At 56.1% G+C, this 20,379-nt stretch carries 20 protein-coding genes, 1 other RNA gene and 1 other annotated feature; of the genes, 8 read left to right on the forward strand and 13 right to left on the reverse strand.

Going from position 1 to position 20,379, the window contains the following annotated elements; translation table 11 throughout:
- Positions 1–52 precede the first annotated feature (52 nt).
- The gene (tesB, locus tag QCD69_RS13140; protein ID WP_301252343.1) at positions 53–913 is read right to left on the reverse strand and encodes an acyl-CoA thioesterase II; all 861 of its coding nucleotides are present in this window, start codon (positions 911–913) and stop codon (positions 53–55) included.
- A gap of 199 nt (positions 914–1,112) precedes the next feature.
- Here tesB and QCD69_RS13145 point away from each other — a divergent pair, with 199 nt between their 5' ends.
- Positions 1,113–1,673, forward strand: coding sequence for a YbaY family lipoprotein (locus QCD69_RS13145; protein ID WP_301252345.1), 561 nt, complete (start codon positions 1,113–1,115; stop codon positions 1,671–1,673).
- A gap of 27 nt (positions 1,674–1,700) precedes the next feature.
- Here QCD69_RS13145 and QCD69_RS13150 read toward each other — a convergent pair whose 3' ends face one another.
- Positions 1,701–2,012 carry an MGMT family protein gene (locus QCD69_RS13150; protein ID WP_394148814.1) on the reverse strand — a complete coding sequence of 104 codons (312 nt, stop codon included), beginning with the start codon at positions 2,010–2,012 and terminating at the stop codon, positions 1,701–1,703.
- Between the two features lie 189 nt (positions 2,013–2,201).
- On the opposite strand from QCD69_RS13150, the gene ffs reads away from it, so the two are divergent.
- Positions 2,202–2,298: signal recognition particle sRNA small type (gene ffs / locus QCD69_RS13155), an RNA gene on the forward strand.
- A 42-nt stretch (positions 2,299–2,340) separates the two neighbouring features.
- On the opposite strand, the gene QCD69_RS13160 is transcribed toward ffs, so the two are convergent.
- The 3 genes from QCD69_RS13160 to QCD69_RS13170 all read right to left on the reverse strand — a co-directional run bounded on the left by QCD69_RS13160 (position 2,341) and on the right by QCD69_RS13170 (position 3,465).
- Complete coding sequence (locus QCD69_RS13160) at positions 2,341–2,559, reverse strand: HHA domain-containing protein (RefSeq protein ID WP_125288446.1); 219 nt, start codon at positions 2,557–2,559, stop codon at positions 2,341–2,343.
- A 28-nt stretch (positions 2,560–2,587) separates the two neighbouring features.
- Positions 2,588–2,968 (reverse strand): Hha toxicity modulator TomB, encoded by a 381-nt coding sequence (gene tomB / locus QCD69_RS13165; protein WP_125288630.1) that lies wholly within the window; start codon positions 2,966–2,968, stop codon positions 2,588–2,590.
- Positions 2,969–3,111: 143 nt separating this feature from the next.
- The gene (locus tag QCD69_RS13170) at positions 3,112–3,465 is read right to left on the reverse strand and encodes a hypothetical protein (RefSeq protein ID WP_301252348.1); all 354 of its coding nucleotides are present in this window, start codon (positions 3,463–3,465) and stop codon (positions 3,112–3,114) included.
- A gap of 411 nt (positions 3,466–3,876) precedes the next feature.
- On the opposite strand from QCD69_RS13170, the gene QCD69_RS13175 reads away from it, so the two are divergent.
- Genes QCD69_RS13175 through QCD69_RS13185 form a run of 3 tightly spaced genes read left to right on the forward strand, consistent with a single transcriptional unit; the run spans position 3,877 to position 6,277 of the window.
- Complete coding sequence (locus QCD69_RS13175; RefSeq protein ID WP_301252349.1) at positions 3,877–4,539, forward strand: metal ABC transporter ATP-binding protein; 663 nt, start codon at positions 3,877–3,879, stop codon at positions 4,537–4,539.
- Positions 4,536–5,402: a metal ABC transporter permease gene (locus QCD69_RS13180; protein ID WP_301252350.1), complete on the forward strand. Its 867-nt coding sequence runs from the start codon at positions 4,536–4,538 to the stop codon at positions 5,400–5,402. Before QCD69_RS13175 ends, QCD69_RS13180 begins: the two co-directional genes overlap by 4 nt.
- Entirely contained in the window at positions 5,399–6,277 is an 879-nt protein-coding gene (locus QCD69_RS13185; RefSeq protein WP_301252351.1) for a metal ABC transporter substrate-binding protein, read from the forward strand. Before QCD69_RS13180 ends, QCD69_RS13185 begins: the two co-directional genes overlap by 4 nt.
- Positions 6,278–6,556: 279 nt before the next feature.
- On the opposite strand, the gene ykgO is transcribed toward QCD69_RS13185, so the two are convergent.
- The 4 genes from ykgO to QCD69_RS13205 form a co-directional block, all read right to left on the reverse strand.
- On the reverse strand, positions 6,557–6,697 hold the full coding sequence (ykgO, locus tag QCD69_RS13190; protein ID WP_125288450.1) for a type B 50S ribosomal protein L36: 141 nt from the start codon (positions 6,695–6,697) through the stop codon (positions 6,557–6,559).
- A gap of 9 nt (positions 6,698–6,706) precedes the next feature.
- Positions 6,707–6,958: a type B 50S ribosomal protein L31 gene (locus tag QCD69_RS13195; RefSeq protein WP_253455026.1), complete on the reverse strand. Its 252-nt coding sequence runs from the start codon at positions 6,956–6,958 to the stop codon at positions 6,707–6,709.
- Positions 6,959–7,330: 372 nt separating this feature from the next.
- The gene (acrB, locus tag QCD69_RS13200; RefSeq protein WP_253455024.1) at positions 7,331–10,477 is read right to left on the reverse strand and encodes a multidrug efflux RND transporter permease subunit AcrB; all 3,147 of its coding nucleotides are present in this window, start codon (positions 10,475–10,477) and stop codon (positions 7,331–7,333) included.
- Between the two features lie 17 nt (positions 10,478–10,494).
- On the reverse strand, positions 10,495–11,679 hold the full coding sequence (locus QCD69_RS13205) for an efflux RND transporter periplasmic adaptor subunit (RefSeq protein WP_253455023.1): 1,185 nt from the start codon (positions 11,677–11,679) through the stop codon (positions 10,495–10,497).
- 142 nt (positions 11,680–11,821) lie between these two features.
- Between QCD69_RS13205 and acrR the strand changes: the two genes are divergently transcribed.
- Positions 11,822–12,463, forward strand: a complete 642-nt coding sequence (gene acrR, locus QCD69_RS13210) for a multidrug efflux transporter transcriptional repressor AcrR (protein ID WP_301252353.1) — start codon at positions 11,822–11,824, stop codon at positions 12,461–12,463.
- Here the strand turns inward: acrR and rsmS are convergent.
- The 3 genes from rsmS to priC are packed head-to-tail and all read right to left on the reverse strand — an operon-like array spanning position 12,460 to position 13,469.
- Positions 12,460–12,624 carry a pleiotropic regulatory protein RsmS gene (rsmS, locus tag QCD69_RS13215; protein ID WP_253455020.1) on the reverse strand — a complete coding sequence of 55 codons (165 nt, stop codon included), beginning with the start codon at positions 12,622–12,624 and terminating at the stop codon, positions 12,460–12,462. The two genes, acrR and rsmS, sit on opposite strands and share 4 nt — an antisense overlap.
- 14 nt (positions 12,625–12,638) lie before the next feature.
- Positions 12,639–12,884, reverse strand: coding sequence for a GlsB/YeaQ/YmgE family stress response membrane protein (locus QCD69_RS13220; RefSeq protein WP_253455019.1), 246 nt, complete (start codon positions 12,882–12,884; stop codon positions 12,639–12,641).
- 51 nt (positions 12,885–12,935) lie between these two features.
- Positions 12,936–13,469, reverse strand: a complete 534-nt coding sequence (gene priC, locus QCD69_RS13225) for a primosomal replication protein PriC (RefSeq protein ID WP_253455017.1) — start codon at positions 13,467–13,469, stop codon at positions 12,936–12,938.
- Positions 13,470–13,738: 269 nt separating this feature from the next.
- Between priC and apt the strand changes: the two genes are divergently transcribed.
- Entirely contained in the window at positions 13,739–14,290 is a 552-nt protein-coding gene (gene apt, locus QCD69_RS13230) for an adenine phosphoribosyltransferase (RefSeq protein ID WP_253455016.1), read from the forward strand.
- A 46-nt stretch (positions 14,291–14,336) separates the two neighbouring features.
- Here apt and QCD69_RS13235 read toward each other — a convergent pair whose 3' ends face one another.
- Entirely contained in the window at positions 14,337–17,861 is a 3,525-nt protein-coding gene (locus QCD69_RS13235; RefSeq protein ID WP_301252355.1) for an autotransporter outer membrane beta-barrel domain-containing protein, read from the reverse strand.
- A 516-nt stretch (positions 17,862–18,377) separates the two neighbouring features.
- On the opposite strand from QCD69_RS13235, the gene dnaX reads away from it, so the two are divergent.
- The gene (gene dnaX, locus QCD69_RS13240) at positions 18,378–20,327 is read left to right on the forward strand and encodes a DNA polymerase III subunit gamma/tau (protein ID WP_253455015.1); all 1,950 of its coding nucleotides are present in this window, start codon (positions 18,378–18,380) and stop codon (positions 20,325–20,327) included.
- Positions 19,672–19,733, forward strand: a sequence feature (DnaX frameshifting element). Its footprint overlaps the gene before it by 62 nt.
- Positions 20,328–20,379: the final 52 nt, after the last annotated feature.

Genomic DNA, 20,379 nt, shown 5'->3' on the forward strand with positions numbered 1-20,379 from the left:
AGGAGCCGCCCTCACTAACAAACCCCGCGCTCTGCGGGGTTTGTTATTTCAGCTACTGACGCAGGCGCATCACGCCTTCCTGCACCGTTGAAGCGACCAGTATCCCATCCTGAGTAAAGAACTCACCGCGTACGAAGCCTCTGGCACCGGATGCCGACGTGCTCTCCACGCTATAAAGCAGCCACTGATTCAGGTCGAAAGGGCGGTGAAACCACATCGAGTGATCGATAGTGGCGACCTGCATTCCCGGTTCCAGAAATCCTTTGCCGTGCGGCTGGAGTGCGACCGGCAGGAAGTTAAAGTCCGAGGCGTAGCCCAGCAGGTATTGGTGTATACGCCTGTCGTCCGGCATGGGGCCGTTAGCCCGCAGCCAGACATGGCGCACCGGTTCATCAACGTGGCCTTTCAGCGGGTTGTGAAATTTAACCGGGCGGATTTCAAACGGTTTTTCTGACAGGAACTTTTCACGCGCCTTTTCAGGGATAAAATGCGACAGCTGTTTGGCGATTTCGCCTTCCGTCGTCAGGGACTCCGGGCCAGCGACGTCCGGCATCGGTTTCTGATGCTCAAAACCTGTTTCCGGCGCCTGGAAAGAGGCGGTCATATAAAAAATAGGCTGGCCGTTCTGGATGGCGCTGACCCGGCGGGCGCTGAAGCTGTGCCCGTCGCGCAGGGTTTCTACGTCGTAAATAATGGCTTTCTGGCTGTCGCCGGGCCGCAAAAAGTAGCTGTGGAACGAATGGATAATGCGCTCCGCCGGGACCGTCTGCTTGGCGGCATAAAGCGCCTGGCCGACCACCTGACCGCCAAAAACCTGACGCAGGCCGAGATCCTCGCTCTGGCCGCGAAACAGGCCCTCTTCCAGCTTTTCCAGGTTCATTAAATTTAACAGTTCGTGCAGTGCCTGACTCATGGCGGCTTCCTCAATAGTCGGTTCCCTTTCAGTTTGCGAAACCGAACCCGCTGCCGTCAACGTCGGGGAAAAATATTCTTCCGCACGCGTTCCTTATTTGGCTTACAGGCGAAAATCAATAACCTGTGCCAGAATTAAGGCTTACGGGGCAGGCTTGCTGTCCCTTATGTCCCGCATTGATCGCAAGGAGAATAAATCAATGAAACTTTGGCCTGTATTGACCGGCGCCGCTTTGGCGGTCGCACTTTCCGGATGTGCTGATAAAGGTAGAGATGTCCCCACGCCGACGCTGGCTTCCAAAGTCGCGGGGGAAGCAGATACGCTGCGCCAGCCGCACGTTAGCGGAACCATTACGCTTCCGGCCAACGTGCGCCTGCCGCCTGATGCTTCATTAACCGTGATGCTTTCTGATGCTTCCCTGTCAGACGCACCGGCAAAAGTGATTTCACAGCGCGTAGTGCTGACCGATGGCAAACAGGCGCCGTTCAAATTTATCCTGCCTTTCAATCCGGCGGACATTCAGCCTGACGCCAGGATCCTGCTGAGTGCAGCGGTAATTGTCGATCGCAACGTCGTATTAATAGCCGATTCTATTAAGCCGGTTATTAACGGCGGCGGTACAAAAGACCAGACGCTTAACCTGAAGGCCGTGCCGGCGAAAGCCCTACCGACGGCTCAACGCGCGCCTGTGGCGGTACCCTCGACTTCACCTACGCTGGTGACGCCGACCTCAACCGTGCCTGCGCCAACTTCACTGTAATGGTTTCCGCCCCTTTACAGGGGCGGTTCATCCCTGCCAGCGGTAGCGCTCCAGCGCGATTTTTCCGTTATGATCCACTTCTACGCCCTCTGCCAATAAAGCCTGGCGTTGGCGATCGAGATCGCCGCCCGTTAACGAAATCTCACCCAGCCGGTTAATGACTCTGTGCCATGGAAGCTTGCTGCCTGCCGGTAGCCGTTTTAATACGCCGCCAACCTGACGCGCGGCGCGCGGCGAACCCGCCAGCCGGGCAATATCGCCATAGGTGGTCACCTTACCGTAGGGAATAGCGGCAACAATTTGCCAGATACGGCGTGGAAAAGTGTCTTGTTCAGTCATCTCTGCTCCCCGTTACTGCAAATAAAGTAATCGAAAGCGGTCTTAAGCTGAAGGGATGTGGCGGATAATAGCAGGGGAAAGGGCAATGTTGTGCAAGAAAACAACGGTCGTCGGGCGCGGGCTTGCAATTGCCCAGGGGTTCATTGATAATGCCCTCGCTCCATTACATGGGGCAATCAATGGGGGCCCGGTTGGTTCTCCCGCAACGCTAACTTGTGAACTCGGTCAGATCCGGAAGGAAGCAGCCGCAGCAGGTGACGCGTGTGCCGGGATGTAGCTGGCAGGGCCCCCACCCAATTCCTCCGGGGAACCCTCACCGCTTCATCTCTTATCGTACAAACTTCCAGACAGAAACCGGCACTTTATCGTAAAGCTTATTCATGGTCAGTTCGGCAAGCCGATGATCCGCCGCTGAATAAAATACGGCCAGCTCATTATCAGATAATTCGTATTTGTTTTTTTCGATAACGCGTTCGAGCGTGTCAATTGAACGGCATCGTCTTAAACGCATCAGATAATCAGTTTTCGTAAGTAGTTTATCTGTCATTATTAAACCATTGAAAAAATAAAGGTTACTAAAATGAATGGCTTGTCTGTGCGGTAACGACAGCACATTCCTCTGTAAAAACGTTGAACAGCCGTTTCGCTGATTTCTGCCAGCGCTGAAGATCCTGGCCATTAATACCGTAGTTGCTGAAAAGCATAAAGGTATCGTCAAGATATTCATCAATCTGACTAATCAACTCGCTGTCTTCAATATGCTTAATTTTGTAATTCATGGTAAACCCGGCAATATGCTCAATCAGGTCATTAAGCTGCAGGTTAATTGCTGAAGTTGGATCGTTAACCCAGCCGTGATGGCTATCGCCTAACGTGGCCAGACTTTCATCATACAGGTTTTCACACAAAAATTTCAGCTGGGCAATATCATGCCTTTTCGGTGAGTATTCGTCCATCTTTTTCCCCTCCATAGCCAGTGAAAAATGGTATACCGCAGGCTTTCTGCGAGCGGGGTGCCAGGAAGCGATATTGAATCTCGTGCGAGTGCTTTAATAAATATAACTCTCTTAAATTGTATTTTGAGTACTATTACTAAAAATTACAATTCATCCGCGGCTGCGGCGCGTTCCGTATCAATAAAATCAAATATCAGCACATCGGGCTGGCTTTCAAAATTTACTGACTGGGTGGTCGTTTCATCTGCATCGATATCAAGACAGGCGTTGAAAACGTTCCAGCAGAAACTGTAAGTCATTTTGTAACCCGACGGCGCCGTTTGTTCAACTGAAATAATTTTCACACTTCCCGGAACATATTGCGCATTTTGTGAATACCATAACAGTGAGCCAGTTAACTCGGTTTCTATTTTGGGAATAATCCGCTGAATAAGGCTAATCCATTCGGACTCATTTTCTTCATCAGGCGCTGAAGAGACAGGAATACGTTTGCGCATTTTTTCTCCACAGAGTTAATAAACGCTTATACAGATAATTGTTGTTAGCTTTAAAATAATCAAGCCGCTTAAAAAGAGAAAAAACTATCTTGATGATTTGACTGTTAATTATTTTAGTAGAGGATCCCGCTTTCTGCGATAGAAAAACCCGATTAAGATGAAGAAATTTTATATAACCGCATCTCTTTTTATTACTTTTTGTGGAAATAAAAAGATACATTTTAGTTCAGCGCGCTTTCCATCATCGTAATATGCTATTGTTATGTTATAACGTAACTATAGTGCTGCCATGTTAAGTTTTACTGCTTCTTCTCGTCCCACATTACTGATGCAATCAGCCCGAGCACGTTTACTTTTTGCTCTGATCGCCGTGCTGGCTTTGCTGGCGCTGAGCGGATGGGCGGTATCCCCATGATTACGCTAACAGATCTCCGGGTCGGCTATCGCGGGAGCGCCGTTACCCCGTCCCTTAACGGGACGTTCCAGCCGGGGTCAATGACCGCGCTGGTGGGGGCAAACGGCTGTGGAAAATCCACGTTGCTAAAAACCTTCGCGGGCCTGCTGCCGCCCGTAAGTGGTCAACTCAGCTGCCTGACGCAGGATACAGCATGGTTACCGCAGCAATCCGAAATTGAGAGAAATTTCCCTGTCAGCGTAGCCGATCTGGTGGCGATGGGCTGCTGGCGACGCTGCGGCTGGTTTGGGGCTATCGGTCGACCTGAAAGGCAGCGGATTATGGCGGCGCTGGAAGAGGTCAATATGGCTGAATTCGCCGCCGCGCAGCCCGGCACGCTTTCTGGCGGACAGCTGCAGCGTGTGCTTTTTGCCAGGCTACTGGTACAGGATGCTTCGCTACTGCTGCTTGATGAACCTTTTACCGGCATCGATACGGCAACGACCAGTCTGCTGCTGGCGCTGCTGCAGGCGCGGCATCGGGCTGGCTGCACGCTGATCGTGGTGCTGCACGATATGACGATGGTTACGCGATCCTTCCCGCAGATCCTGCGGCTGGACTCCACTCAGGCGGAATGGATCACGCAATCGCCGGAACCGATCGTGTTGGAGTCAGCATGACGCTTTTACAGCCTTTTATCGAATTCGCCTTTATGCGCCGCGCGCTGGTTGCCTGCATTGCGCTTTCGCTCAGCGCCACGCCGCTGGGCGTCTTTTTGCTGCTGCGTCGCATGAGCCTGGTCGGCGACGCGCTTTCCCATGCGGTGCTGCCCGGCGCGGCTATCGGCTATTTGATTTCCGGCCTTTCGCTGGTCGCAATGGGCATTGGCGGCATTATCGCCGGGCTGTCGGTAGCGCTGCTGTCGGGCGCGGTCAGCCGCTATACGCCGCTGCGTGAAGACGCCAGTTTTGCCGGTTTTTATCTCGGCTCGCTGGCGCTGGGCGTGACGCTGGTTTCACTGCGCGGCTCCAGCGTCGATCTGCTGCATGTACTGTTCGGCTCGTTGCTGGCCGTTGATAATCCCTCGCTTCTGCTGGTCAGCGCGATAGCGTCGGTGACGCTGCTGGCGCTGGCGTTGATTTATCGTCCGCTGGTGATCGATGCCTTCGACCCTGCTTTTTTACGCGCGCAGAGCCGCTGGGCTGCACTGCTGGTACACGCGCTTTTTCTGATACTGGTTGTGACCAACCTGGTGGCAGGCTTTCAGGTTCTCGGCACGCTGATGTGCGTGGGGCTGATGATGCTGCCCGCAGCGGCATCCCGCTTCTGGCGTAAAGAACTGCCCGGCATGGTTGGCACCGCCATGACACTGGGGCTGATCGCCAGCTTCAGCGGTCTGTCGGCCTCATTCTACCTGGCGCTGCCTGCCGGGCCCGCCGTGGTGCTCTGTGCCGCGCTGCTGTTCTTTATCTCGATTTTAGTAGGGCCATGCGGCGGAATATTGCGCGCGCGTTTTTTTACTGTTGATAAGGAAAAAAGATGAAAAAGTTACCCCTTGTGCTGGCGCTGGCCGCCCTGTGTGCCACGCCGCTGGCGATGGCGAAAACGCTGGAGACGGTAGCCAGCTTCACGGTGTTGGCCGATATCGTTAAGCAGGTCGGCGGCGAGCATGTAGAGGTAAAAAGCCTTGTCGGGCCGAATGGCGATCCGCACAGCTTTGAGCCGACGCCGCAGGACAGCCAGGCGCTGGCTAAAGCGGATGTGGTGTTCGTCAGCGGCCTGGGGCTGGAAGGCTGGATGGACCGCCTGATCTCAGCCTCGGAATACAAAGGCCATGTCGTTGTCGCTTCAGCAGGCATTACGACGCGCACTATGGAGGAGGAGGGGAAAACGGTTACCGATCCGCATGCCTGGAACAGCATGAAAAATGGCGAAATCTATGCCAGCAACGTGATGAACGCATTGATTGCTGCCGATCCGCAGGATGCAAACGACTTCCGCCGGCGCGGCGCGGCCTATATTGCCCGACTGCAAAAGCTGGACGAATGGGCCGCTGACCAGTTTGCGGCCATCCCGGCGGCGAAGCGTAAAGTGCTGACCAGCCACGATGCCTTCGGCTATTTTGGCCAGCGCTATGGCGTAACCTTTATGTCGCCAGTCGGCTTCTCTACGGAATCTGAGGCCAACGCTGCCGACGTGGCGGGGCTGATTACCCAGCTGAAAAAGGAGCATATCCACAGCTACTTTATTGAAAACCAGACCGATCCTCGCATGGTGCAGCAGATCGCTTCGGCAACCGGCGCCCGGCCCGGCGGCGAGCTCTACCCGGAAGCGCTGACGGAAAAAGGTGGCGCGGCTGATTCTCTGGAAGCGGCTTTTCGTCATAACGTAACGGCGATGCTGGCCAGCATGAAATAAAAAAGCGGGCCGATAACCGGCCCGCCTGAATAAATACTCCTGACCAGATAAAAGTAGCCTTCTTGTGGACTGCATTCCTCAGCGCTTTTTATTGCATAAGCAGCCTTCTGGCGGATCGCATTCTTCAGACGCTTTTTATGGCAAAAGCAGACTTCATGCCGGTTGCTTTTTCCCGGCATTTAATCGACAGAAATAGAGTACGTGGTGGATACGGTACCGGAAGAGAACGCGCACGATATTCTTTATGGCAAAAGCGGCTTTGATGCCGCTTGCATATCCTCAGCGCTTTTTCTTTTTGCCCTGGACCGCTTTAAAGCGCGGATTGCTTTTGCAAATCACAAAAACCCGGCCGTGACGACGCACGATCTTGCAGTCTTTATGGCGTTTTCTGGCCGAAGCCAGCGAGTTAAGCACCTGCATTTTCACTCCTTACTTACTAAAAAAGCGGCCAAAGCGCTGGTTAAAGCGGTGCGCGCTGCCTTCTTTGGCAAACTCTTTTTGTTTGCCGGTGTAGTAAGCATGGGAAGCCGAAGAGACGTCCAGTGTTACATAAGGCAGCGTTTTACCGTCCAGCTCGATTGTGCGGTCGGTTTTAATGGTAGAGCCGACGACAAAAAAGGTGTCGGCGCTGGTGTCGTGAAAAGCGACAGTGCGGTAAGCCGGATGGATTGCTTGTTTCATAAAATCCCCTGATTTTGTATGTTATAACATAACAATAATTATGCGCGCCGTGATTTTAAAATGCAAGCGTAAAGGAGGCACGCAGACCAGCAACGATAACGGAACACAGAAACAGAGAGCCCCGGAGCAGAAAAACATTGGAACAGGGGAGCAAGGGAGCAAGGGAGCAAGGGAGCAGGCGAGCAGGCGAGCAGGGGAATAAGGGAACAAGGTAGCAGGGTACGAAAACAGAGAACAAAAAAGTATGGCGGGAAGATGATTGGAAGAAGAAGACGCGTGCGCTGCCAGAGACGGTCACAAAAACAGGCATTACCGGCACCTGAAGAAAAAAGAGGCCGCAAAAGCGGCCTCTTAAAGATCAAGCGGGATGCCTTAGTGAGGACGGTCCGTATGATGCGGTTCCAGATCCTCTTTATGCTTGCTGAAGCGGCGGCGAACCACCACGAAGAACACAGGCACGAAGAAGATAGCCAGAATAGTTGCCGTTACCATACCGCCCATTACGCCGGTACCTACCGCGTTCTGCGCACCGGAGCCTGCGCCGGTACTGATGGTCAGCGGCAGTACGCCCAGGATAAAGGCCAGCGAGGTCATCAGAATAGGACGAAGACGCATACGTACCGCTTCCAGCGTCGCTTCTATCAGACCTTTGCCTTCTTTCTCCATCAAATCTTTGGCGAACTCGACGATTAGAATGGCGTTCTTCGCCGACAGCCCGATGGTGGTCAACAGGCCTACCACAAAGTACACGTCGTTGCTCAGGCCGCGCATAGTGGTGAACAGCAGGGCACCGATAACGCCCAACGGCACAACCAGCATAACCGAGAACGGAATCGACCAGCTCTCATACAGCGCTGCCAGACACAGGAACACGACGATCAGCGAGATAGCATAGAGCGCTGGCGCCTGGTTACCCGAGAGACGTTCCTGATAGGACATGCCCGTCCACTCGTAGCCAATGCCCTTCGGCAGCTTCGAGGCCAGCTCTTCCATCAGATTCATGGCGTCGCCCGAACTTTTGCCTGGCGCAGCCTGACCCAGGATCTCCATAGAAGGCAGACCGTTATAGCGTTCCAGACGTGGTGAACCGTACTGCCATTTCGCGCTGGCGAAGGACGAGAACGGCACCATTTCGCCATTTGAGGCGCGCACGTACCATTTATCGATATCGCCAGGCAGCATACGAGCATCGGCTTGTCCCATCACGTAAACTTTCTTCACACGACCGCGATCGATGAAGTCATTGACGTAAGAGCCGCCCCAGGCCGCACCCAGCGTAGTGTTGATATCAGAAATAGACACGCCCAGCGCTTCCGCTTTCTCCTGGTCGATAGTCAGCTTGTACTGCGGTGTATCTTCCAGACCGTTTGGACGCATACCTACCAGCGTATCCGGATGCTGGGCAGCCATGCCGAGCAGCTGGTTACGGGCATTGGTCAGGGCTTCATGGCCCAGGTTGCCCTGGTCAATCAGCTCAAAGTCAAAGCCGGTGGCGTTACCGAGTTCGATAATCGCCGGCAGGTTAAACGGGATCACCATCGCATCTTTGATGGCGCCAAAAGCCTGCATGGCACGACCAGCAATGCCTTCCACTTTGTTTTCCGACCCGCTGCGCTCGTCCCACGGCTTCAGGCTGACGAAGGCGATACCGGTGTTCTGGCCGCGTCCTGCAAAACCGAAGCCGTTAACGGTAAACACCGAACGCACGTTATCCTTCTCTTTGGTCAGGAAGTAGTCCGTTACCTGGTCCAGCACCTTCTGCGTACGGCCCTGAGTCGCGCCGGCAGGCAGCGAAGCCTGAGCCAGCAGCAGCCCCTGATCCTCTTCCGGCAGGAAGGCGCTTGGCAGCTTCACGAACATATAAGCCATGCCGACCACAATCACCAGATAGATCAGCAGATAGCGGCCGGTGCTGCGAATGATATGGCCAACGCTGTCGGTATAGTGGTTGGTACTTTTGTCGAACATGCGGTTAAACCAGCCGAAAAAGCCGGTGGTTTTACCGTGGTCGCCTTTCTTGATCGGCTTGAGTAACGTTGCGCACAGCGCAGGCGTCAGGATCAGCGCTACGATAACCGACAGCACCATCGCGGAAACAATCGTGATGGAGAACTGGCGATAGATAACGCCGGTAGAGCCGCCGAAGAAGGCCATCGGAATAAATACTGCCGACAGCACCAGCGCAATACCGACCAGCGCGCCCTGGATCTGCCCCATGGACTTGCGGGTAGCCTCTTTAGGCGGCAGACCTTCTTCCGCCATCACGCGTTCGACGTTCTCCACCACCACGATGGCGTCATCCACCAGCAGGCCGATGGCGAGCACCATCCCGAACATCGTTAGCGTGTTTATCGAATAGCCGAAGGCGCTGATAATGGCAAAGGTCCCCAACAATACGACCGGCACAGCGATCGTCGGGATCAGCGTGGCGCGGAAGTTCTGCAGGAACAGATACATGACGATAAAGACCAGCACGATCGCTTCGATCAGGGTTTTTACCACCTCCATGATGGAGATTTTAACGAACGGCGTAGTATCGTACGGATAAACCACTTTCAGACCGGCCGGGAAGAACGGTTCCAGCTTGCCCAGCTCCGCTTTGACCGCTGCCGCCGTGTCCAGCGCGTTCGCGCCGGTAGCCAGTTTGATACCGATACCGGAGGCCGGTTTGCCGTTATAACGCGCGACAACCTCGTAGTTTTCACCGCCCAGCTCGATTTTCGCCACGTCTTTTAACAGCACGCGAGAACCATCCGTGTTGACTTTCAACAGGATTTTGCCGAACTCGTCGGTAGAGGTCAGACGGGTCTGCGCAATGATAGAGGCGTTAAGCTGCTGGCCCGGCACCGGTGGCGAACCGCCAAGCTGACCGGCGGCCACCTGGGCATTCTGCGCGGTGATAGCGCTGATGACGTCAACCGGCGTCAGCTGATAGTTATTCAGCTTGTGCGGGTCCATCCAGATACGCATCGCATACTGAGCACCAAATATCTGGGTATCGCCTACGCCGGTAGTACGGCTGATAGGATCCTTGATATTTGACGCCACGTAGTCCGCAATATCATTCTGCGTCATGGTGCCGTCTTCGTTGACGAAACCTGCCACCATCAGGAAGCTGCTGGAGGATTTTTGTACCTGGATACCCTGCTGCTGAACTTCCTGCGGCAGTAGCGGCGTGGCCAGCTGCAGTTTGTTCTGCACCTGAACCTGCGCGATATCCGGATCGGTACCTGACTCAAAGGTCAGGGTCAGCTGCAGCGTGCCCGATGAATCGCTGTTTGACGACATATACATCAGGCCGTCAATCCCGTTCATGTTCTGCTCGATAACCTGCGTTACCGAGTCCTGCAGCGTTTTAGCATCGGCACCCGGATAGGTGGCGCGAATCTGTACGGCCGGTGGCGCAACATTAGGATATTGCTCAATCGGCAGTTTTAGAATCGACAGCACGCCCACCAGCATAATAATGATGGCGATGACCCATGCGAAGATGGGGCGATCGATAAAGAACTTAGCCATGTATCAGCGGCTCCTGTTTAAGACTTCGGTTGGTCAGACTGCGTTTTGGTCACGTCGTCTGCACTCACTTCCTGCGGAGTCACAGTGGCGCCCGCTTTGGCTCGCTGTACACCGGTGGTGATGACACGGTCGCCCTCTTTCAGACCTGCCGTAACCAGCCACTTGTCGCCAACTGCCTGTTCCGTGGTCAAATTACGGGATTCCACTTTATTGTCCGCGCCCACGACCATTGCCGTAGCCTGGCCGGTTGGCGTGCGGGTAACGGCCTGCTGCGGCACTAACAGCGCGGAAGGATTGGTGCCTTCTTCCAGGCGAGCGCGCACAAACATACCGGGCAGCAGCGAATGATCCGGATTAGGGAACACGGCGCGCAGCGTAATGGAACCGGTCGTTTCGTCCACCGTCACATCGGAGAATTCCAATGTTCCGCTTTGCGCGAATTCGCTACCATCCGGTAATAACAGCTTCACTTTTGCCTTACCGTCGGCCTGCTGCAGCTTGCCAGAGTTCAGCTCCTGACGCAGACGCATGAAATCTTCGCTCGATTGCGTGACGTCGACGTAAATAGGATCAAGCTGCTGAACTGTGGCGAGAGCAGTGGTCTGGCCGCTCTGAACCAGCGCGCCTTCGGTCACGGCAGATTTACCAATGCGACCGCTGATAGGCGAAATCACTTTGGTGTAGGCCAGATTGATGCGGGCAGTCTCTACGCTGGCTTTTGCCACCTGTACGGCTGCGGCGGTCTGGCTCTGCGTCGATACGGCGTTATCGTAGTCCTGCTGACTGATATATTTGGTACCCATCAGCGGCTTATAGCGTTTAACGGTCAGCGCGGCGATTTGCGCGTTGGCCTGAGCCTGAGCTAAATCCCCTTTCGCACTGTCGTAGGTCGCCTGATAAGGCGCCGGGTCAATCTGATAAAGTGACTGACCGGCTTTTACATCGCTGCCTTCCACAAAATTACGCTTGAGAATGATGCCCGAAACCTGAGGGCGAACTTCTGCAACACGGAACGAGGAAGTACGACCCGGAAGATCGGTCGTAATGGTTAGCGGTGCGCTTTTCAGGGTAAGTACGCCCACTTCCGGCGCTTTTTGCTGACCGCCCTGTTGTGCGTCTTTGTTATCACATCCCGTTAGCACCAGGCTGCCTGAAAGCATCAGAACGGCCGCCAGAGGCGTTAACCCCCTGTTTTTGTTCATAAATAAACCTCGAGTGTCCGATATCGATTGTTCAATGGATCACAAAATCCATAAACCCATTGCTGCGTTTAAATTATGGTCGTGCTATGGTACATACATTCGCAAATGTATGTAAGTGCACCCTGGTTGTTAACATCCCCCTATGGCACGAAAAACCAAACAGCAGGCGTTAGAAACACGAAATCATATCCTTGACGCAGCTATCGCCAGGTTTTCCGAGCATGGTGTAGCGAAAACTTCTCTGGCCGACATCGCCGCCGCTGCCGGCGTAACGCGTGGCGCAATTTACTGGCACTTCAAAAACAAAACCGATTTGCTCAATGAAATATGGGCGCAGTCCGAGACCGGACTGGAGAATATAGAGCTTGAGTATCAATTAAAATACCCATCCGATCCACTCTCTGTTTTACGCGCCATGCTGACTTATGTCCTTGAAGCTACGGTAAGGGATACGCGCAGGCGTGCGCTGATGGAAATTATCTTTCATAAATGCGAATTTGTCGGCGAAATGACCACGTTGCAAATGATGCAGCAAACGTTATATCTGGAATGTTACGACAAAATTGAAGATGTATTGCGGCAGTGCATGACGCAGCAGCAGCTGCCGGGCGAGCTGGATACGCGGCGAACGGCCGTGGTCATGCGCGGCTATATAACCGGTATTATGGAAAACTGGCTGTTTATGCCGGAAAGCTTCGATCTGGCTTCGGATGCGCCGCAGCTGGTAGAGGTGCTGCTTGATACCGTCATGCACAGCCCGGCGCTCCGCAAGGCCGCCTGCTAGGGAAGGGCGCCTGGATTTTCGCCGCGCGCCTTTTTCTCAAAATCTCGTTGCACGATAGCTAAAGCAGCCAGTACCGTTTGCGGCGCGATCTGGTTCTCTTCAAGCAGCATAATCAAATCAACAGCCAGCTTTACTTCTTCTGGCGCGCTTTCCAGCGACATATTCTTCTCCCGATTTAAATACGGAGTTTTTTAGCAACCAATACCATCAGCAGCGCGCCAGCCAGCGCAATCAGCTGCGCTCTGGGTTCCGCTACGGCCAGGCTGCCATAATTAAAAAAGACCCCGATATAGCCGCCGACCAGCGAGCCAATGATGGCCAGCGCCAGCGTCGCTATCAGGCCGCCGGGGCGGCCAGGAAAGACATAGCGGGTAACGAATCCTACCGATAGCCCGATGATTATCCAGGAGAGAAGTCCCATTTGCGATCTCCAGTCAGCTTTTTCAAAAAGTATAGCAACGCCGCTGCGTACTCATTGTCGGTCGCGGTTTTCAATCGCGCGCTCGATTTTTTTTAATGCCAGCAGACAACGCTGTAACCGCCCCTCCAGCGCCGCGATTTCCTGCTGCAGCTTCCGCTGCTGCGCCAGCGTTTCCTGATGAGCAAGCTGGCTTTCCCGATCGGCGACCATAGCGCGCAGGCGGCGCTCGTAATCCTGATGTTTCGCCAGCTTCTCGTAAAGATTCTCCGGCTCTGGCTCCGGTCTGGTTTCGCTGTTGCGCAGCTTTAGCGTAGCCAGCTCGCGCTGTAGCGCGCTTATCTGCAGCACCACGCGTTCGGCCATCCAGGCAACGCGCTCCGTGCGGTGGCCGTTTACGCTTTGCCTGAGTAAGGCCATACTTTGCCGCGCTTCCTGTAGATAGTCGGCAAGCCGCGTACCGTGGCAGTGAAACAGCTGGCTGTCAAAACGCGCTTTCGCGGTGCGTTGGTTAGCGTGAGGCGCAATGGTCTGCGCCAGTTCTTCCAGCTTTGCTTCCAGCTGCTCAAGCAAATGGGCGCTTTTCATTTTTCTCTCTCCCCTGGTGAGCCGCGCCTATAATACGCTTAATTTGATCGATCTGTGCGCTGGTCTGCTTTTTCCTGAGCGACTCAGGTTGATTAAGGGCAACAAATACGTGGATTTTGCTTCCGACGGTTGCAATTGTCGGACGATTTGCATAGATTTGGTCGTTTTCGTGCGTGGCTTCCCCCGGACACTCCCGTCTTGCTCTGCGACTTCCTCGCCAGAGCAACGAAGCTGCGCGAGTCAGATTTGTATTTACCAGGCATAACACTATGACCGCGACTGCGCAGCAGCTTGAATTTCTTAAAAACAGTATCAAAAGCATTGAGGATTATCCTAAGCCAGGCATTCTGTTCCGTGACGTCACCAGCCTGCTGGAAGATCCAAAAGCCTATGCACTCAGCATTGAACTGTTGGTTGAACGCTATCGTGATGCAGGTATTACTAAAGTTGTAGGTACCGAAGCGCGCGGCTTCCTGTTTGGCGCGCCGGTGGCTCTGGCACTTGGCGTAGGCTTTGTGCCCGTACGCAAGCCGGGCAAGCTGCCGCGTAAAACCTTCGCTGAAACCTACGAGCTGGAATACGGCACGGACTGTCTGGAACTGCATTGCGATGCCATCGGACCGGGCGACAAAGTGCTGGTGGTAGACGATCTGCTGGCTACGGGCGGCACGATTGAAGCGACCGTCAAACTGATCCGTCGCGCAGGCGGCGAGGTAAAAGACGCGGCGTTTATCATCAATCTGTTTGATTTGAGTGGCGAAGCGCGCCTGAAGGCGATGGGGCTGGAGTGCTTCAGCCTGGTGAACTTCCCCGGTCACTAAGCCGTTGCAGAAAAAAAAAGGCTGGCGCTTGCCAGCCTTTTTTTATTTAAAATTTTATGTTGAAGGAGGCCGAAACCGCCTGAGCAGTTTCGTGCGACGATTTTTGCAGGTCGTAATGCAACCCATAGGTCAGATCGCCTTTTTGCAGCACCGCGCCCGTGCTGAAGCTGAAAGCCGAACCGTCGGCAAGCCGGGACTCGCTCCAGCCCGTGCCGCTAACGTCGGCCATGCTGACGCGGGTACCGTGAGTGGTATCGCCGGTGGTGGCGATAAATGAAAGATCCACTCTGGGCTTCAGCGTATAGCCCGATTCGTACTGAAATTCGCGAGCCAGGCTGACTCCCAGCGGCACCGACCAGAGCGAGGCCGAAGCGGCAGCGTTATTGAACAAGGATTTACCGCTGCTTTTCGCCGTAAAGCTATTGGTTTTCAGCCGGGTGTAGCGCAGGCCGATATGCGGTATCACATCCAGATATTCCAGGTTGAACAGATACTCCGCCGTCAGCCCGGCGCTTATGATGGTTGATTTCGCTTCGCCTGAGAGGGTTAGGTAGCCCGCAGCCGGAAGCGACATCTTCATATCATGGCTCACCCGCGAGTAGTCTACGTCAGCCACCAGATCCCAGTTATTGTTCAACCAGCTGCCGTACAGGGAGCCGCCCCAGAAATCCAGGTCGTTTTTCACCGGATAGAGATTACCGCTCGTCCTGCTTTTTCCCCGGCCGGTATGCAGTGCGACGCCGGTTTTCAGGATCGCGCCCTGTTGCGTAATCAACGTATCTTCAGCGCCGATAAAAGCGCCGCCCATACTGGTTTTACTTTTACTGTCAAAACCGCCAGCGCTATAGCCTTTCAGACGGGCGTTATCGTAGAACAGCGATGTCCACAGATTAAAGCCTTCTTCCGGCGGCGTACCGTCAAAAAGATGTTCGCTTTGGGAAAGATGGCGGGCGAGGGTGCGGGTCGCGGCAGACATCGTCTGATAGCTGGCGCCTGCAACGTTAGCCACGGAGGCGAAGTTAATGGCGGATTCCACCAGGCGTGCAGCGGTCGCGGCATCGCTGACGTAGCGCACGTCCATCGTTTGTGAAAGGAACTGCTGAGCAGCATTGTCGGAAGCCGTGTTTACCCCAACTTCAGCAGTCATCGCCTTAAGCAGCTTTACCGAGCCGGCAGAGAGCTTCGGCAAGGCAGCGCTGTAATCGGCATTGCCGAGCGTAAGCAGCGTTCCTTCTGCATTGGTCGATGAAGTCGCCATTATCAGACGGCTGGTGGTATTAATGTTCGCCTGCTGCCAGCCGGGCGTCGTCAGGGGGTTTGCTCCTGTTGCTATCGTAAAACTTTCACCGGCGGCTACGCCATCATCCGTCAGCACCAGCAGGCCGGCTTTATTGTCAATCTGCGCATTGCCCAGCGCCAGCGCGACTTTGCCGGAGTCTATGTAGGATCGGGCATGGATCACCGTTAGCGAAGAGGATCCTAATCCCTGCGTTGCCTCATCGCCGCCGATCCGCCAGGCGAGCTCGTTGCTGGCGAAATCGATCGTGCCGTCGCCGCTCAGGATCAGCTTGCCGTTCCAGCTTGTTTGCAGCGCTTGCTGAAGCTGCGCCACGCTTTCCTGCCAGTGATGCGCGTTCAGCTCCGTAGAGCCAAAAACGATCGAGCCGTCGCCGCTGACGGTCAGCGTTCCCTGCGTCGCCTCCAGCGTTTTACTGGTAAAGGTGCCGCCGCTGACGATCAGGCTGCCGTTGTTCAGTTCCGTATTATTGACCCGGAAAGTCCCGCCGCTCTGCAAATAGCGCCCGTCTGCCGTTGAGGCGACGCCGGTCAGCGCGTTCCAGACCGTGGCGGTGCCGATAGCCAGCGTGCCGGCGGTAAAGGTGCCGCCGCGCAGTTCCAGCTGGCCCGTGCCGCCAGCGCCAGCTGTCTGCGCCCAGGCGCTGCTGTTTAATACGCCGTTGTGGCTGCCGCTGGCCCCGCCGAGCTGAACGGTTGTACCGATTTGGCCGCTGCCGCTGGTGAAGATGGCGATACCGTTGCCGCCGTTACCCGCTTTGCCGCCGTTGCCCGAGCGACCTTTGGCACCGTTGTTGCTGCCGCCATCGCCCGCATCGCCTCCCTGGCCGCCCAGCTGTAGCGTGCCGCCGTTGTTGAGCGTACCGCTGTTAAACCACAGCGTACCGGCCGCGCCGTTGGAAGCATTGCCGCCACTACCGGCGGCGGCGCTGCCCTGTAACGCGCCGCCGTTGCCGCCGCTGCCGCCGTCGCCGCCAAGAGAGATGCCGGAGGTCACGGTCAGCGTGCTGCCTTCCACCGTCAGCGTGCCGGTGCCGGCCTGTCCGGCGTTGCCGCCCAAACCGCCCTGACCGCCAGCTGCGCCTTTTCCGGCTGCCGCAACGCTATCCGCCGCGCCTGCCTGGCCGTTGCTGCCGCTGTTGCCGCCGTTAGCGCCTTTCCCACCGTTAGCGCCAACCTTCAGCGCCTGCGCGTTTACGGTGCTGTTGTTAAGCAACAGCCTGCCTTCGCCACCGTTGCCGCCGTTAGCGCCGCGCCCGCCGTTTCCGCCTTTAGCGCCGCCGCCGCCGTTGCCGCTGTCGCCCGTTTCGCCTGTGACGTTGGTTTCGACATAGGGATCGGCGGTGTGTCCCGCATCGCCGCCGTTGCCGCCGTTTGCGCCAGTGCCGCCGTCCGATCCGTCACCGGCTGCGCCGCCGACGGCCAGCGTACTTCTGACCGTTACCGTAGTGCCGTTGAGGGTCAATACGCCGCTGCCACCGTTACCGCCATCGGCTCCGTTGCCGCCGCTGCCGCCTTTGCCGCCCGCGCCGCCGCTGCCGCCGTTGCCCGGCATCCCACCGGCAGCCTGCAAACCGGGGACGCCCGCCTCGCCGCCGCTTTTTCCGGCACCGCCGCCGCCGCCGGGCTGACCGTTTCCTCCCGCACTGGCGGCGCCGCCATCACCGCCGACGGCCAGAACCGTGCTGGTAAAAGCGCTTTGATTAATAGTCAGCGTGCCGTTTCCGCCTGCCGCCGCGACGCCGCCGCTGCCGCCGTTCGCGCCATGACCGCCGCTGCCGCCGTCGCCACCGTTACCGCCATCGCCGCCCATGCCTGCATTACCGCCGCTGCCGCCGTTTCCGCCTTTTCCTGCCGCGCCGCCGCCGGCACCGGCTGAGGCTTCGCCCGCCAGACCGCCATGGCCGCCGCCGCCGCCAATTTGCAGTATGCCCAGCTGTCCTTTCACATTATGCAATGAGCCAGTTGCGTCGGAGCCTCTGGTGCCGATCGCGCCGTCGACGCCCGGCGTACCGTTGGCGCCGTTGCTGCCCGACACGCCGTCGCTGCCGCTGCCGCCGTTGCCGTTTCCCGCCGCGTTAGCACCGTTGCCGCCGTTGCCGCCGGTGCCTGCTTCACCCGGCAGGCTGGCGGTGCTGCCGCTGCCGCCATCGCCGCCCTGGGCGCCGACGGTAATATTATCTTCCGCTTGGGCAGAATGAATAAAAACGGTGCCGGGCGAGATAAAGATCGCCAGCGCGTTAAAAGCGCCGAGCCATCTTTTTTTATTCTGCATACCCGGCTTTTCAGGATGAAATGTCCTTTTCTTATTTTCCATTTTACCAGTCCATTAGTTTTATTTGACAAGGGTTGTATAAATTTTTCTTATAAAATCGTTTATTTTCAATTGCTTAAATATAATGTAATTTGATTCGCTCTTAAATAACTCCAGCTCCTCCAGCTATTGTTTAATAAAGCTATTTTTTAGGTTGTCGTTATTAAATACGTTAATTTTTGGAGGGTAAATCTGTTTTGTCATTTTAGGAAAAGTGACTGGGTTTCGGGTTGTGCGGTTTTCTGGCTGCAACAGGTAATTTTCTGCCCAACTTCACGCTATTCTTTTTTTATCATTATCTGAACGGCGTTTTTACTGGTGCTGGCCACAAGCGGATTTAGCCGCTGGTTTTACGCAAAGTGATAGGAATGACCCAGGCCGTACTGGTACACTGTAGCGGCAATCAGCAACGAGGCTAAAACACGGGTTAACGGTGTTTAGATGAATTATTCTCTATAAATCAATGATGAATCACGAATGAGCTACCAGGTACTGGCCCGCAAGTGGCGTCCCCAGGCGTTCAGTGATGTCGTCGGTCAGGAGCACGTGCTGACCGCGCTGGCGAACGGCCTGTCGCTTGGCCGCATCCATCACGCTTATCTTTTTTCCGGCACCAGGGGCGTGGGAAAAACCACTATTGCCCGTCTTCTGGCAAAAGGCCTTAACTGTGAAACCGGCATTACCGCTACGCCCTGTGGAAAATGCGACAACTGTCGCGAAATCGAACAGGGCCGCTTTGTCGACTTAATTGAGATCGACGCCGCCTCGCGCACCAAGGTCGAGGATACCCGCGATCTGCTGGATAACGTGCAGTACGCGCCCGCGCGCGGCCGCTTTAAAGTTTATCTGATCGATGAAGTGCATATGCTTTCGCGGCACAGCTTTAACGCGCTGTTGAAAACGCTGGAAGAGCCGCCCGAGCACGTGAAGTTTTTGCTTGCTACTACCGATCCGCAAAAGCTGCCGGTCACTATTTTATCGCGCTGCCTGCAATTCCATCTGAAGGCGCTGGACGTTGGCCAGATCCGTGGCCAGCTTGAGCACGTGCTGGAAGCGGAGCAGATCGCCTCCGAAGCGCGCGCGTTACAGCTGTTGGCAAGAGCCGCCGATGGCAGTATGCGCGACGCGTTAAGCCTGACCGACCAGGCTATCGCCATGGGGCAGGGGCAGATCACCACGGCGACGGTCAGCACTATGCTTGGCACGCTGGACGACGAGCAGCCGCTGGCGCTGATCGAAGCGCTGGTGAACGCCGAAGGCGAGCAGGTCATGTCTTTGCTGGACCAGGCCGCTTCACGCGGCGTCGAGTGGGAAGCGCTGCTGGTAGAAATGCTGACGTTGCTGCACCGCGTGGCGATGATACAGCTGCTGCCCTCCGCGCTGGGCGAAGAGTTCGCCACTGCCGAGCAGCGCCTGCGCGAGCTGGCGCGCGTTCTGCCGCCTGCCGACGTACAGCTTTATTATCAAACGCTGCTGGTCGGCCGCAAAGAGCTGCCGCTGGCACCCGATCGCCGCATGGGCGTAGAGATGGCGCTGCTGCGCGCGCTGGCTTTTCATCCTAAACAAGTGATTGCAGAGCCGGTCGCGCGTCCTGCGATGGTGCCGCAGGCTCAGCCTTCAGCGCCGGGCCAACAGGAAACGATCCCGTCGCCGTCCGCAGCGCAGAGCCAGCCGCCGGCAGGCCCGGCGCCGACGCATACCGTGCAGGCCAGCGCGCCGCTGCCTGATACCACCAGCCAGCTGTTGCAGGCGCGAACGCAATTGATGCGCCAGCAGGGAGCGACCAAACTAAAAAAGAGTGAGCCGGCAGCGCCCAATGCGCGGCCGGCAGGCTCGGCGCTGGAGCGGCTGGCTGCCGCGACCGAGCGTGGTCAGAAGCGGCAAAGCGCCGTTATCGCGACTGAACCGGTAAAGCCGGAGGCCTATCGCTGGAAAGCGCAAACCGTCGAGGCGAAGCCAGAACCGGTGGCCACGCCCAAAGCCTTGCGCACGGCGTTAGAACATGAGAAAACCCCGGAGCTGATGGCGAAGCTGACCACGGAATCGCAGCAGCGCGACGCCTGGGCGGCGGAAATCGCCGGGCTGACGCTGCCGAAGCTGGTGCAGCAGCTGGCGCTGAACGCCTGGAAAGAGCAGACGGCAGACGGGATCTGTCTGCACCTGCGTTCCAGCCAGCGTCACCTGAACTCGCCGTCGGCGCAGAAAGCGCTGAGCGAGGCGCTGAGCGCGGCGGCAGGCAAGCCGGTTGAACTGACGCTGATTGAAGACGATAATCCGACGGTGCTGACGCCGCTGGAGTGGCGACAAAAAATCTACGAAGAGAAACTGGCGCAGGCGCGTCAGTCAATTATCGCGGATAATCATATTCAGACGCTGTGTCGCTTTTTTGATGCGGACGTGGATGAAGAGAGTATTCGCCCCCTTTGAAACGCTGTTCCCGTGCTGCGGCATGAGTACGGCCCTTCTTAAGAGAGAAAAT

It is taken from the genome of Erwinia sp. PsM31 (assembly GCF_030433775.1).
GTDB lineage: Bacteria > Pseudomonadota > Gammaproteobacteria > Enterobacterales > Enterobacteriaceae > Erwinia > Erwinia aeris.

Bases quoted from the DNA above. Each gene is read 5' to 3' on its own strand.
- QCD69_RS13205 (WP_253455023.1), bottom strand. From the start codon at position 11,679: ATGAACAAAAACAGGGGGTTAACGCCTCTGGCGGCCGTTCTGATGCTT.
- QCD69_RS13160 (WP_125288446.1), bottom strand. From the start codon at position 2,559: ATGACAGATAAACTACTTACGAAAACTGATTATCTGATGCGTTTAAGA.
- QCD69_RS13145 (WP_301252345.1), top strand. From the start codon at position 1,113: ATGAAACTTTGGCCTGTATTGACCGGCGCCGCTTTGGCGGTCGCACTT.
- acrB (WP_253455024.1), bottom strand. From the start codon at position 10,477: ATGGCTAAGTTCTTTATCGATCGCCCCATCTTCGCATGGGTCATCGCC.
- QCD69_RS13195 (WP_253455026.1), bottom strand. From the start codon at position 6,958: ATGAAACAAGCAATCCATCCGGCTTACCGCACTGTCGCTTTTCACGAC.
- acrR (WP_301252353.1), top strand. From the start codon at position 11,822: ATGGCACGAAAAACCAAACAGCAGGCGTTAGAAACACGAAATCATATC.
- QCD69_RS13235 (WP_301252355.1), bottom strand. From the start codon at position 17,861: ATGCAGAATAAAAAAAGATGGCTCGGCGCTTTTAACGCGCTGGCGATC.
- tomB (WP_125288630.1), bottom strand. From the start codon at position 2,968: ATGGACGAATACTCACCGAAAAGGCATGATATTGCCCAGCTGAAATTT.
- QCD69_RS13180 (WP_301252350.1), top strand. From the start codon at position 4,536: ATGACGCTTTTACAGCCTTTTATCGAATTCGCCTTTATGCGCCGCGCG.
- rsmS (WP_253455020.1), bottom strand. From the start codon at position 12,624: ATGTCGCTGGAAAGCGCGCCAGAAGAAGTAAAGCTGGCTGTTGATTTG.
- dnaX (WP_253455015.1), top strand. From the start codon at position 18,378: ATGAGCTACCAGGTACTGGCCCGCAAGTGGCGTCCCCAGGCGTTCAGT.
- QCD69_RS13185 (WP_301252351.1), top strand. From the start codon at position 5,399: ATGAAAAAGTTACCCCTTGTGCTGGCGCTGGCCGCCCTGTGTGCCACG.
- priC (WP_253455017.1), bottom strand. From the start codon at position 13,469: ATGAAAAGCGCCCATTTGCTTGAGCAGCTGGAAGCAAAGCTGGAAGAA.
- apt (WP_253455016.1), top strand. From the start codon at position 13,739: ATGACCGCGACTGCGCAGCAGCTTGAATTTCTTAAAAACAGTATCAAA.
- tesB (WP_301252343.1), bottom strand. From the start codon at position 913: ATGAGTCAGGCACTGCACGAACTGTTAAATTTAATGAACCTGGAAAAG.
- ykgO (WP_125288450.1), bottom strand. From the start codon at position 6,697: ATGCAGGTGCTTAACTCGCTGGCTTCGGCCAGAAAACGCCATAAAGAC.
- QCD69_RS13175 (WP_301252349.1), top strand. From the start codon at position 3,877: ATGATTACGCTAACAGATCTCCGGGTCGGCTATCGCGGGAGCGCCGTT.
- QCD69_RS13220 (WP_253455019.1), bottom strand. From the start codon at position 12,884: ATGGGACTTCTCTCCTGGATAATCATCGGGCTATCGGTAGGATTCGTT.
- QCD69_RS13150 (WP_394148814.1), bottom strand. From the start codon at position 2,012: ATGACTGAACAAGACACTTTTCCACGCCGTATCTGGCAAATTGTTGCC.
- QCD69_RS13170 (WP_301252348.1), bottom strand. From the start codon at position 3,465: ATGCGCAAACGTATTCCTGTCTCTTCAGCGCCTGATGAAGAAAATGAG.